We start from the raw sequence: 15,646 nt of genomic DNA, 5'->3' as shown, positions 1-15,646 counted from the left end.
ACTTGGTGCCGGCGATGGCCGGCAGGAAAACTCAAGAAGCCAGTGGCGATACTTGCCAAAGCCCGTTCTGCAGAATCAATTGCCGGTCGCAGTCCGCATCACGGGCGGCGGCCAATGGCTGGCCAGGCAACGCCTGGACAACACGCTGACCCTCACTGCGCAACTGGCAAACCTGCTGCCAGAGTGCTGCGTCCGTACTGTCGGGCATCCAGATGCCACCAGACGGCAGCTCGACCTCAGCACGCCCCAGGGTCACCAGGGTTTTCAAATCGGTGGAAAAGCCAGTCGCCGGACGCGCGCGACCGAAGTCGGCGCCGATATCGTCATAACGACCGCCTTGGGCGATGGCCTGGCCAACACCCGGTACAAACACCGCGAACACCACACCGGTGTGGTAGTGGTAGCCGCGCAATTCACCCAGGTCGAAATACAGCGGCAACTCCGGGAACCGCGCCGACAAACGCTCGGCAATCGCCAATACGTCATCCAGCGCGGCCAGAACTGGCGCCGGCGCATTGGCCAGACGCTCACGTGCAGCCACCAGCACTTCACGGCCGCCGCACAGGTTCACCAGTGCGCGCAGCATGTCAGCCAGATCGGCAGGCACGCCAGCGGTCAGGGCAATGACTTCATCGATGGCCTTGCGCTGCAGGGCATCGAACAATTGTTGCTCCACTTCACCGGACAAACCGGCCGCACGGGCCAGGCCACGGTAGATACCCACGTGGCCCAGGTCCATGTGTACATCCGGCACATCCGCCAGTTGCAGCATGGCCAGCATCAAGCTGATCACTTCTACGTCGCTGCTCGGGCTGGCATCGCCGTACAACTCGGCACCCAACTGGATCGGGCTACGCGAAGACGACAAGGCACGCGGCTGGGCATGCAGCACGCTGCCGGCGTAGCACAGACGGCTCGGGCCTTCGCGACGCAGGGTGTGCGCATCGATACGCGCCACTTGCGGCGTGATGTCGGCACGAAAGCCCATTTGCCGGCCCGATTGCGGGTCGATGACCTTGAAGGTGCGCAGATCGAGGTCCTGGCCCGCGCCGGTCAGCAGGGATTCCAGGTACTCGATATGCGGGGTCACGACAAACTCGTAACCCCAGCTCTGGAACAGATCCAACACCTGGCGACGCGCTACTTCAATGCGCGCAGCTTCTGGTGGCAGTACTTCTTCGATGCCATCTGGCAGCAGCCAGCGGTCTACCGTTGCCATTACGCCATTCCCCTATGATCCGGGCGACCAGCCTTCGGCCGAGCCCTGAGTGAAGCAGAAAATGCCCGGCCCCTGCATAAACAACGCGCAAGAACGACGTGACGAAATGGCCTGCTAGCGGCCTCGTCGGGAACTTTCCTCGAAAAACCTGTCACGCCTGCCGAATCCAACATGCAGACGCAAAAAAGCCGGGAATTTCCCGGCTGCCGCATCATACACCCGTTTTCTGAAAGGATCACCCCGCCAGGCATTTTAGCCGCCCGACGGAGTGGGCCCTACAGAATCACCGGCTGGTTACTTGGACTTTTCCAGGTAGCGGAAGAAGTCGCTGCTTGGGTCCAGCACCATGACGTCGGTTTTGTTCGCGAAGCTTTCACGGTAGGCACGCAGGCTACGGTAGAACGCGTAGAACTCCTGGTCCTGGCCGTAAGCCTTGGCGTAGATCGCCGCGGCTTGAGCGTCGCCATCACCACGGGCCTCTTCAGACTCGCGATAGGCTTCTGCCAGCAGTACACGGCGCTGACGGTCGGCATCTGCACGGATACCTTCAGCCAACTCGTTACCCTTGGCGCGGTGCTCACGGGCTTCACGCTCACGCTCGGTGCTCATACGCTCGAACACGCTGCGGTTCACTTCCTTGGGCAGGTCGATCGCCTTGACCCGGACATCGACAACTTCGATGCCCAGCTCTTTTTCAGCCATGGTGTTCAACGAACGCGTGATATCCGCCATCAGCGCATCACGCTCACCGGATACCACCTCGTGCAGGGTGCGTTTACCAAACTGGTCACGCAGACCCGATTCCAGACGGCGCGACAAACGCTCGTCGGCAATCTGCTTGAGGCCGGAAGTCGCGGTGTAGAAGCGCTCGGCATCCTTGACGCGCCACTTGGCGTAGGCGTCAACCATCACGGCTTTCTTTTCCAGGGTCAGGAAGCGCTGTGTCGGTGCATCCAGGGTCATCAGGCGGCCATCGAACTTGCGCACCTGGTTCACGTAGGGGACTTTCACATGCAGGCCCGGCTGGACATCCGCCTGGACCACACGACCGAATTGCAGCAACACCGCGCGCTCGGTCTGAGACACGATGTAGAAGCAGTTCCAGGCAGCGATGACCACGACGACGCCCACAATCAGGGCGGTCAGCGATTTATTGCTCATCAACGACTCTCCCTGGTACGTGTTTGCTGTTGCAGCAAGTCAGCGGCCGCACGGGCACTGGCTTCATTGGCAGCCGACGTAGAACTGCTGGACGGCGCATTGCTGCCGCCACTGCTACGACCACCTTCGATCATCTTGTCCAGCGGCAGGTACAGCAGGTTGTTCTGCCCACCTTTGCTACCGGTCACGAGAACCTTGCTGGTGTTGCTGAAGACTTCCTGCATGGTGTCCAGGTACAGACGCTCACGCGTGACTTCCGGAGCCTTGCGGTACTCGGCGACCAGCTTGGTAAAGCGATCCGCCTCACCCTTGGCGCGGGAGACCACTTCGTCGCGGTAACCGTTGGCATCTTCAAGGATACGCTGGGCCTGACCACGGGCTTCCGGCACGACGCCGTTGGCGTAGGTTTCAGCCTGGTTGCGCGAACGCTGCTCGTCTTCACGGGCACGGATCACGTCGTCAAAGGCTTCCTGCACTTCGCGCGGTGCAGCTGCGCTCTGTACGTTCACCTGGGTGACGGTGATACCGGTGCGATACGTATCGAGGAACCGTTGCAGGCGCTCCTTGATCTCGCTGGCCATCAATTCACGACCTTCGGTCAGCACCTGGTCCATGGCGGTGGAACCCACCACGTGGCGCAGGGCACTTTCGGTTGCGTGTTGCAGGCTAATCTCTGGCTGATCAACGTTCAGCACGAAATCCTGCAGGTTGCTGATCTTGTACTGCACGGTCAGCGGCACTTCGACGATGTTCTCGTCTTCGGTCAGCATCTGGCCCTGCTTGGTGTAGGCACGCTCACGCGTGACGTTCTCCATGTACTTCTTGTCGATCGGGGGGAAGTAGATGTTCAGGCCCGGGCCGACAGTCTCGTAGTACTTGCCGAAGCGCAGCACTACGGCTTGCTCCTGCTCGTCGACTACGTAAACCGCGCTGTACAGCCACACGGCTGCGAGCACGACAAGACCCAGGCCCAGCAGGCCATAGCCACCGCCCTTGCTTGTGCGACCGCCGTCGTCACCACCACGTTTTTTCCCACCACCGAACAACCCATTCAGGCTTTCCTGCAGCTTTCGGAAGGCCTCGTCGAGATCTGGTGGCCCCTTGCGGTCGCCATTATTGCGGCGTTTACCACCCCAAGGATCCTGATTATTCGAGTTGCCACCCGGCTCATTCCAAGCCATAGCGCTCTCCATCTGATAAAGCAAAGACGCACCCACGGCGCGCCGACCAATGCTACAGAATGCCTGCTGCTGCGGCACAACCGCTTTAGAAGGCTTTTATTGCAAAGTGTGTTGTTCGATGAACTCCGTCGGCACAACGCCTTCACGGCTGACCAGCCGATTCAGCTCCGAGCGCGGCAATCGAACGGCCAGCAAGCTGACACCCTCTTCGTCGTATTCTTCTTTCTGTACCGCGCCCAACTCGAAAAACTGTGCACGCAGTCGAGCAAAACGCTGAGGCAAGCGCAAGGTGCCGACAAACAAATCGCTGCCCAGCAGCTCGGCAATGGCTTGTTCAAGCAATTCCAAACCACTGCCGTCACGTGCCGACAGCCAGACCCGCTGGGGCTTGCCCTCTTCGTCGCGCTGGATTTGTGGCTCAACGCCTTCAAGCAAATCGAGTTTGTTATAGACCTCGAGGATCGGCAAGTCCTGTGCACCAATCTCGCCCAGTACCACCATCACCTGTTCAATCTGCAGCATGCGATCCGGTTCGGCCGCATCGATCACGTGCAACAGCAGGTCGGAATTGCTCGACTCTTCGAGCGTAGACCGAAACGCCTCGACCAGCTTGTGGGGCAGGTGACGAATGAAACCCACGGTATCGGCCAGGACAATCGGCCCCAGGTCGTCCAGTTCCAGACGGCGCAAGGTCGGGTCGAGGGTAGCGAACAGTTGGTCGGCCGCGTAAACGTCCGATTTCGTCACGTTATTGAACAGTGTGGATTTACCGGCGTTGGTATAGCCCACCAGGGAAACGGTAGGGATATCCGCACGCATACGGCCACGGCGCGATTGTTCGCGCTGGCTGCGGACTTTTTCCAGGCGGCCCTTGATCTGGCGCAGGCGAACCCGCAGCAGACGGCGGTCGGTTTCGAGCTGGGTTTCACCCGGCCCGCGCATGCCGATACCGCCACCCTGACGCTCAAGGTGAGTCCAGCCGCGAACCAGCCGGGTGCTCATGTGGTCAAGCTGGGCCAGTTCTACCTGGAGCTTGCCTTCATGGGTACGGGCGCGCTGGGCGAAAATATCGAGAATCAGACCGGTGCGGTCGATCACGCGACACTCGAAAACACGTTCGAGGTTACGTTCCTGACTGGGCGTGAGGGTGTGATTGAAGATCACCAGATCGGCTTCTTCAGCGTGGACCAGGTCGCGCAATTCCTCGACCTTGCCGCTGCCAATCAGAAATTTGGCGGTTGGCCGATGACGCGGCACGTTAAAAAACGCAACGGTCTCGGCGCCGGCCGAATTTGCCAACTCCTGAAACTCCTGCGGATCTTCGCGCGCCTCAGGGTCCTGTCCATCCAAGTGAACGAGGATTACTCGCTCACCACCACCGTGGCGCTCAAAGAACAAAGGAGACTCCTATCAGGCGTTACCTGGCTCAGCGTCACCGGCTTCGTCACCCGCTGCGCTAGGCAGACGGATAGGACGAACTGGAACGACTGTCGAGATAGCGTGCTTGTAAACCATCTGGCTGACGGTGTTTTTCAGCAGGATCACGAACTGGTCGAACGACTCGATCGTGCCTTGCAGCTTGATCCCGTTGACCAGGTAGATGGAAACCCCCACTTTCTCTTTACGTAAAGTATTCAAGTAAGGGTCTTGTAGCGAATGCCCTTTTGACATGTGCCGCACTCCTTTAAGGATCAATAATAAAATTCGGAAAATAGATAGCTTATGGCCGTCACACCCCCAAGGATAGACGGCAATTGCAAGGACTCAGCTCAATATGGAGACCGATCCCAAGTATTTCAAGGCGCGTGACAGATTGTCGCTGTCCAGGCTGTCCAGCCAGTGCAAATCGCTCCAGCTGCGCAACCAGGTGAACTGGCGTTTCGCCAATTGGCGCGTGGCAATGATGCCGCGCTCCTGCATTTCGGCTGACGTCAGCTTGCCATCCAGATGATCCCAGACTTGGCGGTAGCCAACAGCACGTATCGACGGCAACCCAGCATGCAGGTCACCTCGGGAACGCAGTGCTACGACCTCGTCCACAAACCCCTGTTCCAACATAATTGTGAATCTTTGTGCAATTCGTTCATGCAACACCTGGCGATTTGCCGGAGCAATGGCCAGATTCGCCACAGTATAGGGTAATACTGCCTGCCCAGATGCGCCTGCGTCAGCACTTTGCGCAGTTTGTTTCAGCCGATGTTCAGTCATGGTCTGGCCGCTGACCCGCCAAACTTCCAGCGCGCGAGTAAGGCGCTGCGGGTCATTGGGGTGAATACGCGCTGCCGACACCGGGTCAACCGCCGCCAATTGGTCGTGCAGGGCTTGCCAGCCAAGGCGTACAGCCTCTTCCTCAAGCTCAGCACGCACCTGGGCGTCTGCCGGCGGCATATCCGCCAGGCCTTCCTGCAAAGCCTTGTAATAGAGCATGGTGCCGCCCACCAGCAGCGGAATATTGCCCCGCGCGGTGATTTCGGCCATGGCCGCCAGTGCATCCGTGCGGAAATCCGCGGCGGAATAGCTTTCGGCCGGGTCGATGATGTCGATCAGCTTATGCGGATACTCGGCCAGCAGGGCTTTGGAAGGCTTGGCCGTGCCGATGTCCATGTCCCGGTAAACCAGGGCAGAGTCGACACTGATCAGCTCGCACGGCAACACCTTGGTCAGCTCGATAGCCAGGTCAGTCTTGCCGGCGGCCGTAGGGCCCATCAGGAAGATCGCGGGGGGCAAGGCGCTCATCAACGGCCGCGCAAAAACAGTTTGTCCAGATCGTCCAGGCCCATTTGGGTCCAGGTCGGTCGGCCATGGTTACATTGCCCACTTCGCTCGGTGTTTTCCATATCACGCAGCAAACCGTTCATTTCCGGCAAGGCCAGGCGGCGGTTGGCGCGGATCGCACCGTGGCAGGCCATGGTGCCGAGCAGTTCATTGATGTGGGCCTGGATGCGGTCACTGGTGCCGTATTCCATCAGGTCCGCCAGCACGTCTGCGACCAGACGGTTGGCTTCGGCCTGCTTGAGCAGCGCGGGAATCTGGCGGATTGCAAGGGTTTCCGGGCCCAGGCGCTGCAATTCGAAGCCGAGTTTCTGGAACACGCCGTGGTGTTCTTCTGCGCAATCGGCTTCACGCTGGCTGACGGCCAGGGATTCAGGCACCAGCAACGGCTGACCACTAAGGCCTTCGCTGGCCATGGCGATCTTCAGGCGCTCATACATGATCCGCTCATGGGCGGCATGCATGTCCACCAGCACCAGGCCGTGGGCGTTTTCCGCAAGAATGTAGATGCCCTTGAGCTGCGCCAGCGCATAACCCAGTGGCGGGATATCACCGCCGCCTTCCGGCAACGCGACCGCACTCGGCTCGGCACCCGGCAGCGGCGCAAAAAATTCGCGATAGGCCGCCTGGGCTTCTGCCACCGGCACTGCCGATTGCGGGCGCGGCGTGTATTGATACTGATAGCCCGCACCAGAACCGGAACCCGCCGGCGTCGTATAGCTCGGCTGCGAATGTGGCGACTGCAGCAAGTTGGCTGCCAGGCTCATTTCGCCTTGCGGGCCAAACTCACCGGCCTGCGGGCCACTCGGCCGCACCACCGCCGTTACGATCGGCGCAGACAGCTGGTCATCCGGCCGCACATCGCCCAAGGCGCGGTGCAGCGTGCCGTAAAGGAAGTCATGCACCATGCGCCCGTCACGGAAGCGCACTTCGTGTTTGGTCGGGTGCACGTTGACGTCGACCACCGACGGGTCGACTTCAAAAAACAGTACAAACGTAGGATGCCGCCCGTTGAACAGCACGTCGCGGTAGGCCTGGCGCACCGCGTGGGCCACCAGCTTGTCGCGTACCGCACGGCCATTCACGAAGAAATACTGCAAGTCCGCCTGGCTACGCGAGAAGGTCGGCAAGCCCACCCAACCCCACAGGCGCAAGCCATTGCGCTCGATTTCAATCGGCAGCGCCTGCTCCAGGAAGCCCGCGCCGCAAATTGCCGACACACGCCGCGCGCGTGCTGCGTCGTCATGGGCTTCGTGCAGGCAGAGGATGGTCTTGCCGTTATGGCGCAGGTGAAACGCCACGTCGAAACGCGCCAAAGCCAGGCGTTTGATGACTTCTTGCAGGTGATCGAATTCGGTTTTTTCAGCTTTGAGGAATTTGCGCCGCGCCGGGGTGTTGAAGAACAAGTCCCGCACTTCCACCGAGGTGCCCACCGGGTGCGCCGCCGGCTGCACGCGGGGCGCCATGTCGCGGCCTTCGGTTTCCACCTGCCAGGCCTGCTCGGCGCTGCGGGTGCGCGAGGTCAGGGTCAGGCGTGCCACCGAGCTGATCGACGCCAGGGCTTCACCACGAAAACCCAGGCTCATCACCCGCTCAAGGTCTTCGAGGTCGCGAATCTTGCTGGTGGCGTGACGTGCGAGTGCCAGCGGCAGGTCATCAGACGAGATGCCGCTGCCGTCGTCGCGCACGCGCAGCAGCTTGACGCCGCCCTGCTCCACATCCACATCAATGCGCTTGGCGCCGGAGTCGATGCTGTTTTCCAGCAGCTCCTTGATCACCGACGCCGGGCGCTCAACCACCTCACCCGCGGCAATCTGGTTGGCCAGGCGCGGGCTGAGCAGCTCAATGCGCGAACCGCTGTTCAAGACTGATTCGCTCATTATTGCGCCGCCAATTCGGTGCCAGGGATAGTCAACACCTGGCCGACTTTCAACTCATCGGTTTTCAGGTTATTGGCGCTGCGCAAGGTAGCGGCCGAGACCTGGAAACGCACGGCCAGCATAGCCAGGGTGTCGCCGGGCTGCACGCGATGGTCACGCGGGCCCTGGGCGATTTTCCCGGAGTCGCGCAGCCAGGCAATGTAGGTGCCCGGTGGCGGGTTCTGCTGGAAGAACTGGCGAATGCCCGCGCTGATCGAACGCGCCAGCGCCTGCTGGTGGCTGGCACTGGCCAGCTTCGAGGCTTCGTTGGAGTTGGAGATAAACCCGGTTTCCACCAGGATCGATGGAATGTCCGGCGACTTCAACACCATGAACCCGGCCTGTTCCACGCGCTGCTTGTGCAAGGACGTGACACGACCGATGTTGCTCAGGACTTTCTGGCCGACGTTCAAGCTGGAAGTCAGCGAAGCGGTCATCGACAGGTCGAGCAGTACACCGGCGAGCATTTTGTCTTTGTCGTCGAGGGACACGTTGCCGGCCCCGCCGATCAAGTCGGAACGGTTTTCGCTGTCGGCCAGCCAACGCGCAGTCTCGGACGTGGCACCGCGATCCGACAGCGCAAACACCGAGGCACCGAAGGCCGCGGCCGAGGGTGCGGCGTCGGCGTGGATCGACACGAACAGGTCGGCGCCCTTCTTGCGCGCGATTTCGGTACGACCGCGCAACGGGATGAAGTAGTCGCCGGTACGCGTCAGCTCGGCGCGATAGCCTTTCATGCCATTGACCTGACGCTGCAGTTCACGGGCGATGGCCAATACCACGTCTTTTTCATGCTGGCCGCGCGAGCCGGAGGCGCCCGGGTCTTCACCGCCGTGGCCGGCGTCGATCACCACGATAATGTCACGCTTGCCCGCCGGCGCTGGCGGCGGCGGTGGCAGCTTAACCTGCGGTTGCGACGGGTTGACCGGCACGGCCGGCACCGTGGCCACGCTCGGGGTTGGCGCAGGCGGCGGCGCGGCATCGGCGGCGTTGTCGAACAGGTCGACCACCAATCGGTTGCCGTATTGGGCGTTAGGCGCCAGCACAAAGCTTTTCGGGGTCACGGCCTTTTTCAGGTCGATGACCACACGCAGGTCGGTGGGCGTGCGCTGGGCCGAGCGCATCGCGGTAATCGGCGTGTTGGCCGTGGAGACCTTCAGCGGCGCGGCCAGGGTCGCACCGTTGATGTCGATCACCAGGCGATCAGGCGCCGTCAGGGTAAAGACGCTGTGCTGGACCGGGCCAGACAGGTCGAACACCAGTCGCGTGTTATCCGGCGCTCGCCACAGGCGAACACTTTTCACCTGTGAAGCAGCCAGAGCATTGAAAGTCATTGCCGCAAGCAACACCCCTACGACAGCAACCATCGCGCGAAAGCGCATACCTAACCCCACCAATTATTTGAATTCCAATGCCAAAGCGGCGCACCACGACTGACCGCGCGCGCTTTGGGGCAACAACTTCAGCTGACGTCCAGATTCATGCGGCGTAATGGTAATGGTCAGGTCCGGCTTTGGCAAAAAGCCTGTGCCTTTATCTGGCCACTCGATCAGACACAACGCGTCTTCGTCGAAGTAATCACGGATACCCATGTACTCCAGCTCTTCGGGGTCGACCAGGCGATAGAGGTCGAAGTGGAAAGCCCGCAGCTCACCGATTTCGTAGGGTTCGACCAGGGTAAACGTCGGGCTTTTTACCGCGCCCGCGTGGCCCAACCCGCGAATAATCCCCCGCGACAGCGTGGTTTTACCGGCGCCCAAGTCGCCTTCAAGAAAAATCAGCCCAGCGCCCTTCGTCACCTGGGCGATGCGCTGACCGAGCGCAACCATCGCGTCTTCGTCGGCCAGAAAAAGGGTTACTTCAGACACGGTGACTGCTCCTCCAGCAATTGACGAATGGCAGGTATCAGGTCGCTGGCAGCCAGCCCGCGACCGAAAGTGCCTTGGCGATCCCCCGCCGTGGCGTGCAGCCACACGGCCAGGCAGCTGGCCTCATAGGCTGGCATGCCTTGGGCCAGCAATGCGCCGACCAGCCCGCTCAATACATCCCCCAGGCCCGCCGTGGCCATCGCCGGGTGGCCCTGGTCGCAGCGTGAAACCCGCCCGTCCGGGCTGGCAATCAAACTGCCAGCACCCTTGAGGATAGCCACTGCATTGAATTTCTGGCTCAACGCGCGCGCCACCTTAAGGCGATCGGCCTGAACCTCGGCTGTCGTGATGCCCATCAAGCGCGCGGCCTCACCAGGGTGTGGCGTGATCACCGAGTGGGCCGGCAAGCTGACACTGCCCGTGGCCAGCTGGTTCAAGGCGTCAGCATCCCAGACCTGCGGCTGCTTGGCGTTGGCGGCAACGGACAACAGGCTTTTACCCCAGGAAGCATCACCCAGCCCTGGGCCGATGACGATCACCGAGATTTTTTCCAGTAGCCCCATCAACTGGTTGGCCGAACTCACGCCCACCGTCATGACTTCCGGCAAGCGCGCCAACGCGGCCGGCACGTGTTCAACACGGGTCGCCAGCGAGACCATGCCCGCGCCACTGCGCAGGGCACTTTCTGCGCTCAATAGCGCAGCGCCGCCAAAGCCGCGGTCGCCACCGATGACCAGCAAGTGGCCGAACTGGCCTTTATGGGCGTCCGGGGAACGTGCCGCCAGTTGCGGCAAATGGCCGTGCAATAAGGGTTGTACGTCGGTTATTGCGTGTTTTGTCTGCGGCATGCGTCTTCAAGCTCCGATGTCTGGCAGAATTATACCTATCTAACCTGCGGTTTCCCTTGTCTCATGCCTGCCATCACCACCGATCTGCCTGCCCTCGCCCAATCGATCAAAGACTGGGGCCGCGAGCTGGGCTTTCAACAAGTCGGCATCAGCGGCCTGGACCTGGCCGAGCATGAGCAGCATCTGCAACGCTGGCTCGACGCGGGCTACCACGGCGAGATGGATTACATGGCCGCCCATGGCAGCAAACGCTCGCACCCCGACGAGTTGGTGCCCGGCACGCTCCGTGTGGTGTCGCTGCGCATGGACTATCTGCCTGGCGACACCCAAATGGCGCAATTGCTGGCCAAGCCAGAAAAAGCCTACATATCCCGTTACGCCCTCGGCCGCGACTACCACAAGCTGATCCGCAAACGCGTGCAGCAACTGGCCGACCGCATTCAGGCGCAGATCGGCCCGTTTGGCTTTCGCGCGTTTGTCGACAGCGCGCCGGTGCTGGAAAAAGCCATCGCCGAGCAGGCCGGTCTCGGCTGGATCGGCAAAAACACCCTGGTGCTCAATCGCAAGGCCGGCAGCTATTTCTTCTTGAGCGAACTATTTGTCGATTTGCCCTTGCCGGTCGACGCCCCGCACAGCACCGAGCACTGCGGCCGCTGCACCGCGTGTTTGGACATTTGCCCCACCAATGCCTTCGTCGGCCCCTATGTACTGGACGCGCGACGCTGCATTTCCTACCTCACCATCGAACTCAAGAGTGCCATCCCTGAAGACTTGCGCCCGCTGATCGGCAATCGCGTGTTCGGCTGCGATGACTGTCAGATCGTTTGCCCGTGGAATCGTTTCGCCCGCGCCACCACTGAGGGCGATTTCAAGCCACGGCATAATCTGGATAACGCCGAGCTGGCCGAACTGTTTATGTGGGACGAGGATAAATTCCTCAGCAGCACCGAAGGCTCGCCCCTACGCCGCGCCGGTTACGAGCGCTGGCTGCGCAATTTGGCGGTCGGCCTGGGCAATGCGCCGTCGAGTATTCCGGTGCTGGAAGCCTTGAAGGCGCGCCGGGATTATCCCTCGGACTTGGTGCGCGAACACGTGGAGTGGGCGCTCAACAGGCACGCTACGCGTTAGTGCACGTCGTCGTTGTAGACGAACTTGGGCATTTCCCAGTGAAAACGAATCGCCAGTAGACGCAGTAGAAAGCCACTGAACAACGTCAGCAGAATCGCTTGCTCGCTCGGCAGCTCCAGGTAAAGGCACAGCATGTAGAACCACGCGGCCAGGAACGACACGCTGGCATACAGCTCACGGCGGAAGATCAGCGGGATGTCGTTGCAGAAAATATCTCGCAGGATGCCGCCGAACACCCCGGTGATCACGCCGCTGACCGACGCCACCAACATGCCGTGGCCCATTTCCAGGGCGGTCATGCAGCCGATCAAGGTGAACGCCACCAGGCCGACGGCGTCGAGCGCCAGGAACAGCGAGCGCAGGTGGCGCATCAACGGCGCGATAAAGATCGTCACCAATGCCGCGATGGAGGTCAGCACCAGGTATTCCGGGTGCTTGACCCACGTCAGCGGGTAATGCCCCAACAGCACATCGCGCACCGAACCACCGCCCAGGGCGGTGACGCAGGCGATCAGCACCACGCCAAACCAGTCCATACCGCGCCGCCCGGCGGACAGGGCGCCGGTCATGGCTTCGGCGGTGATGGCGATGAGGTAGAGCATCAACAGCATGATGGCGATCCTTGCAAAGAGGCGCGCAGTCTAATCATTTGGTGATGGCACCAAAAGGGGGCGTTTGGCGAAAGACCGAGGCGCCCCTATCGCAGGCAAGCCAGCTCCCACCTTTTGATATGTGAATACATTCAAATGTGGGAGCTGGCTTGCCTGCGATGAGGCCAAAGCAGGCCCTGCAAACTTAAGCCTTGATGAAATGCTTGCGGTAATGCTGCAGCTCGGCGATCGACTCGCGAATATCATCCAGCGCCAAATGGGTGCTGCCCTTATGGAAGCTGTCTTTAACTTCCGGCGCCCAACGTGCAGCCAGCTCTTTCAAAGTGGACACATCCAGGTTGCGGTAGTGGAAGTAGCTTTCCAGCGCCTTCATGTGCGTATAAAGGAAGCGGCGATCCTGGCAAATGCTGTTGCCGCAGATCGGCGACTTGCCCTTGGGCACCCACTTTTCCAGGAAGGCGATGGTTTCAGCTTCGGCGTCAGCCATGCTGATGCGGCTGTCGCGCACGCGCTGGGTCAGGCCGGAGTTGCCGTGGGTGCGGGTGTTCCACTCGTCCATGGTGGCGAGGACGGCGTCGCTGTGGTGAATGGCGATCACCGGACCTTCGGCCAAGGTGTTGAGGTTGCTGTCGGTGACAATCGTCGCCATCTCAATGATGACGTCGGTGTCGGGGTTCAGACCGGTCATTTCCAGATCGATCCAAATCAGGTTCTGTGGGTTTTGCATGGCTTGATTCTCTTGGCACCTTGGCTTAGCTGCGCAGTTTAGCAGGCGGGGCCGTGCTAGACTCGCGACCGTTTTACCCAACCTTTGCATTATCGACACGGAACACCAATGGCCAAACGCCAGCTCAACCGTCGCCAAAACTGGCGCATCGAAAAGATTCAAGGTGAACGCGCCGCTCGCGCCGCCAAACGTGAATCCTCCGCCGTGGAAGCGCTCGAGGGCGGCGACCTGGGCCCCGAACAAACGGGCCTGGTGATCGCGCACTTTGGTGTGCAGGTCGAAGTCGAGGCGCTCGAAGGCGAACTCGCAGGCTCTGTTTCCCGTTGCCACTTGCGCGCCAACCTGCCTGCGCTGGTCACCGGCGACAAGGTGGTGTGGCGTGCCGGCAACCAGGGCATCGGCGTGATCGTCGCCCAGTTGCCACGTACCACCGAATTGCGCCGCCCCGACAGCCGCGGCCAGCTCAAGCCGGTGGCGGCCAACGTCGACATGATCGTGATCGTGTTCGCACCGCTGCCAGAGCCGCATGCCAACCTGATCGACCGCTACCTGGTCGCAGCCGAACATGCGGGCATTCGCCCACTGTTGCTGCTGAACAAATTCGACCTGATCGACGAGCAGAACGCCCCGGCGCTCAACGCGCTGCTGGCGGTCTACCGCACGCTGGGTTACCCGGTGCTGGAAGTTTCAGCGCATCACGGCAATGGCATGGAACAGCTGCAACAGCAGTTGGACGGGCGCATCAGCGTGTTCGTCGGCCAGTCGGGCGTCGGCAAGTCGTCGCTGGTCAACAGCCTGCTGCCGGAAGTCGACACCCGCGTCGGCCCGCTGTCGGAGCTGTCCGGTCAGGGCACCCACACCACCACCACCGCGCGGTTGTTCCACTTCCCCGGCGGCGGTGAGTTGATCGACTCCCCAGGCATCCGTGAATTCGGCCTCGGCCACGTCAGCCGCAGCGACGTGGAAGCGGGCTTCATCGAGTTCAACGACCTGATCGGCACCTGCCGCTTCCGCGACTGCAAACACGACCGCGAGCCGGGCTGTGCGCTACTCAAGGCCCTGGAAGACGGCCGCGTGCAGCAGCAGCGGATGAACAGCTACCGATCGATTATTGCGAGCTTGCCGGAGAGCAGTTACTAAACCGCACCTACAAAAAGGCCGCGATCATCGCGGCCTTTTTGTATCTGGATTACGACCCAGGCGCAGGCACCGTCGGATCTTTCACCCCACCGTCATCAAACAGGTTCAGCTTCTGTCGCAGCTCATGCGCCGGCAGCGGTTCCTGCCCTGGCGGGATGGCGTTCGGGTCGGCCGGCACTTCGCCTGGCGCGCCTTCGCCTTGGGTCGGTGCCGTCGGCGCTGCGCCTTGATCGCCTTCAATCGCGCGCTGGGCCTTTTTGGTCAGCACGACGATATCGATACGACGGTTGATCGGGTTGAACGGATCCTTGGGATCAAACAGCTGCGAGGACGCAAAACCCACCACGCGGGCCACTTGCGGGTCCGGATAGCTGCCCGCGACCAGTGCTCGGCGGGCAGCGTTGGCGCGGTTGGCGGAAAGCTCCCAGTTGCCGAAGTCGCCCTGGCCCGCATACGGCTTGGCGTCGGTGTGGCCGCTGATGCTGATCTTGTTCGGCACCGCCTTGATGGTGTCGGCCATGGCCAGCAGGATGTCCTCAAAGTACGGCTTCAAGCGCGCGCTACCGGAATCGAACATCGGCCGGTTGGCGGCGTCGGTGATCTGGATGCGCAGGCCTTCCGGGGTGATTTCGAAGGAAATCTGGTCCTTGAATTTCAGCAGCTGCGGGTTCTCTTCAACCTTGGTCTGCAACTCCTGCAGCAACAGCTCCAGGCGCTCTTGCTCAACCTGCTCGGCCATGGCCTCGACGGTGTCACGCTCAATCGGGATTTTTTCCTGCGGTGCTTCCGTCTTGACCTCGGGGTTGATGGTGCGCTCAGGCGCCAGTTGCGGCGAGCCGCCCAGGTCGATCACAAACGGGGTGCCGCTTTCCGAGAAGCCAATCGGGTCTTTGAAGTAACCGGCGATGGCGATCTTCTGTTCGGGCGTGGCGGTAGACATCAGCCACAGCACCAGGAAGAACGCCATCATCGCCGTCGCAAAGTCGGCGAAGGCGATTTTCCAGGCGCCGCCATGGTGCCCCGCAGCGAAGCGCTTGACGCGCTTGATGATTATCGGCTGGTTGTTTTCCAT

15 protein-coding genes are annotated in these 15,646 nt (G+C 61.2%); 2 read left to right on the top strand and 13 right to left on the bottom strand.

What is annotated here, in order from left to right:
- Positions 1 to 31: 31 nt before the first annotated feature.
- The 10 genes from L8I05_RS17665 to L8I05_RS17620 form a co-directional block, all read right to left on the bottom strand.
- The gene (locus L8I05_RS17665; RefSeq protein ID WP_159953885.1) at positions 32 to 1,219 is read right to left on the bottom strand and encodes an ATP phosphoribosyltransferase regulatory subunit; all 1,188 of its coding nucleotides are present in this window, start codon (positions 1,217 to 1,219) and stop codon (positions 32 to 34) included.
- A gap of 294 nt (positions 1,220 to 1,513) precedes the next feature.
- Positions 1,514 to 2,380 (bottom strand): protease modulator HflC, encoded by an 867-nt coding sequence (gene hflC / locus L8I05_RS17660; RefSeq protein ID WP_017138460.1) that lies wholly within the window; start codon positions 2,378 to 2,380, stop codon positions 1,514 to 1,516.
- Positions 2,380 to 3,561: an FtsH protease activity modulator HflK gene (gene hflK / locus L8I05_RS17655; RefSeq protein WP_159953884.1), complete on the bottom strand. Its 1,182-nt coding sequence runs from the start codon at positions 3,559 to 3,561 to the stop codon at positions 2,380 to 2,382. Before hflK ends, hflC begins: the two co-directional genes overlap by 1 nt.
- A 96-nt stretch (positions 3,562 to 3,657) precedes the next feature.
- The gene (gene hflX / locus L8I05_RS17650) at positions 3,658 to 4,959 is read right to left on the bottom strand and encodes a ribosome rescue GTPase HflX (protein WP_242170610.1); all 1,302 of its coding nucleotides are present in this window, start codon (positions 4,957 to 4,959) and stop codon (positions 3,658 to 3,660) included.
- A gap of 12 nt (positions 4,960 to 4,971) precedes the next feature.
- On the bottom strand, positions 4,972 to 5,232 hold the full coding sequence (hfq, locus tag L8I05_RS17645; protein WP_159953882.1) for an RNA chaperone Hfq: 261 nt from the start codon (positions 5,230 to 5,232) through the stop codon (positions 4,972 to 4,974).
- Positions 5,233 to 5,325: 93 nt separating this feature from the next.
- Positions 5,326 to 6,297, bottom strand: a complete 972-nt coding sequence (gene miaA / locus L8I05_RS17640) for a tRNA (adenosine(37)-N6)-dimethylallyltransferase MiaA (RefSeq protein WP_177017365.1) — start codon at positions 6,295 to 6,297, stop codon at positions 5,326 to 5,328.
- The gene (gene mutL, locus L8I05_RS17635) at positions 6,297 to 8,198 is read right to left on the bottom strand and encodes a DNA mismatch repair endonuclease MutL (RefSeq protein WP_242170661.1); all 1,902 of its coding nucleotides are present in this window, start codon (positions 8,196 to 8,198) and stop codon (positions 6,297 to 6,299) included. The genes miaA and mutL overlap by 1 nt, the downstream gene beginning before the upstream one ends.
- A 14-nt stretch (positions 8,199 to 8,212) precedes the next feature.
- Positions 8,213 to 9,634 carry an N-acetylmuramoyl-L-alanine amidase gene (locus L8I05_RS17630; RefSeq protein ID WP_159953879.1) on the bottom strand — a complete coding sequence of 474 codons (1,422 nt, stop codon included), beginning with the start codon at positions 9,632 to 9,634 and terminating at the stop codon, positions 8,213 to 8,215.
- Positions 9,635 to 9,649: 15 nt separating this feature from the next.
- The gene (gene tsaE / locus L8I05_RS17625) at positions 9,650 to 10,120 is read right to left on the bottom strand and encodes a tRNA (adenosine(37)-N6)-threonylcarbamoyltransferase complex ATPase subunit type 1 TsaE (RefSeq protein WP_242170607.1); all 471 of its coding nucleotides are present in this window, start codon (positions 10,118 to 10,120) and stop codon (positions 9,650 to 9,652) included.
- Positions 10,108 to 10,968 carry an NAD(P)H-hydrate dehydratase gene (locus tag L8I05_RS17620; RefSeq protein ID WP_177017364.1) on the bottom strand — a complete coding sequence of 287 codons (861 nt, stop codon included), beginning with the start codon at positions 10,966 to 10,968 and terminating at the stop codon, positions 10,108 to 10,110. The genes tsaE and L8I05_RS17620 overlap by 13 nt, the downstream gene beginning before the upstream one ends.
- A gap of 63 nt (positions 10,969 to 11,031) precedes the next feature.
- Here L8I05_RS17620 and queG point away from each other — a divergent pair, with 63 nt between their 5' ends.
- On the top strand, positions 11,032 to 12,096 hold the full coding sequence (gene queG / locus L8I05_RS17615) for a tRNA epoxyqueuosine(34) reductase QueG (protein WP_197625757.1): 1,065 nt from the start codon (positions 11,032 to 11,034) through the stop codon (positions 12,094 to 12,096).
- Here queG and L8I05_RS17610 read toward each other — a convergent pair.
- Both L8I05_RS17610 and orn read right to left on the bottom strand, forming a co-directional pair.
- The gene (locus tag L8I05_RS17610; protein ID WP_169875734.1) at positions 12,093 to 12,710 is read right to left on the bottom strand and encodes a trimeric intracellular cation channel family protein; all 618 of its coding nucleotides are present in this window, start codon (positions 12,708 to 12,710) and stop codon (positions 12,093 to 12,095) included. The genes queG and L8I05_RS17610 overlap by 4 nt on opposite strands.
- Before the next feature lie 181 nt (positions 12,711 to 12,891).
- Complete coding sequence (orn, locus tag L8I05_RS17605; protein ID WP_159953874.1) at positions 12,892 to 13,434, bottom strand: oligoribonuclease; 543 nt, start codon at positions 13,432 to 13,434, stop codon at positions 12,892 to 12,894.
- Between the two features lie 108 nt (positions 13,435 to 13,542).
- Here orn and rsgA point away from each other — a divergent pair, with 108 nt between their 5' ends.
- Positions 13,543 to 14,574, top strand: a complete 1,032-nt coding sequence (gene rsgA, locus L8I05_RS17600) for a small ribosomal subunit biogenesis GTPase RsgA (protein ID WP_003171340.1) — start codon at positions 13,543 to 13,545, stop codon at positions 14,572 to 14,574.
- A 49-nt stretch (positions 14,575 to 14,623) separates the two neighbouring features.
- On the opposite strand, the gene motB is transcribed toward rsgA, so the two are convergent.
- On the bottom strand, positions 14,624 to 15,646 hold the full coding sequence (motB, locus tag L8I05_RS17595; RefSeq protein WP_242170605.1) for a flagellar motor protein MotB: 1,023 nt from the start codon (positions 15,644 to 15,646) through the stop codon (positions 14,624 to 14,626).

The sequence above is a fragment of the Pseudomonas sp. MONT-RG-20F-20-E-7-02 genome (genome assembly GCF_022662395.1).
Lineage (GTDB): Bacteria > Pseudomonadota > Gammaproteobacteria > Pseudomonadales > Pseudomonadaceae > Aquipseudomonas.
Note: the sequence above shows the minus strand (reverse complement) of the source record. Positions and strands in the feature narration are given on the sequence as shown.

What these genes read in the sequence shown, in the direction of transcription:
- motB (WP_242170605.1), bottom strand. Translation starts at nt 15,646, where the DNA reads ATGGAAAACAACCAGCCGATAATCATCAAGCGCGTCAAGCGCTTCGCT.
- orn (WP_159953874.1), bottom strand. Translation starts at nt 13,434, where the DNA reads ATGCAAAACCCACAGAACCTGATTTGGATCGATCTGGAAATGACCGGT.
- L8I05_RS17630 (WP_159953879.1), bottom strand. Translation starts at nt 9,634, where the DNA reads ATGCGCTTTCGCGCGATGGTTGCTGTCGTAGGGGTGTTGCTTGCGGCA.
- hflK (WP_159953884.1), bottom strand. Translation starts at nt 3,561, where the DNA reads ATGGCTTGGAATGAGCCGGGTGGCAACTCGAATAATCAGGATCCTTGG.
- miaA (WP_177017365.1), bottom strand. Translation starts at nt 6,297, where the DNA reads ATGAGCGCCTTGCCCCCCGCGATCTTCCTGATGGGCCCTACGGCCGCC.
- L8I05_RS17620 (WP_177017364.1), bottom strand. Translation starts at nt 10,968, where the DNA reads ATGCCGCAGACAAAACACGCAATAACCGACGTACAACCCTTATTGCAC.
- queG (WP_197625757.1), top strand. Translation starts at nt 11,032, where the DNA reads ATGCCTGCCATCACCACCGATCTGCCTGCCCTCGCCCAATCGATCAAA.
- hfq (WP_159953882.1), bottom strand. Translation starts at nt 5,232, where the DNA reads ATGTCAAAAGGGCATTCGCTACAAGACCCTTACTTGAATACTTTACGT.
- hflC (WP_017138460.1), bottom strand. Translation starts at nt 2,380, where the DNA reads ATGAGCAATAAATCGCTGACCGCCCTGATTGTGGGCGTCGTCGTGGTC.
- L8I05_RS17665 (WP_159953885.1), bottom strand. Translation starts at nt 1,219, where the DNA reads ATGGCAACGGTAGACCGCTGGCTGCTGCCAGATGGCATCGAAGAAGTA.
- rsgA (WP_003171340.1), top strand. Translation starts at nt 13,543, where the DNA reads ATGGCCAAACGCCAGCTCAACCGTCGCCAAAACTGGCGCATCGAAAAG.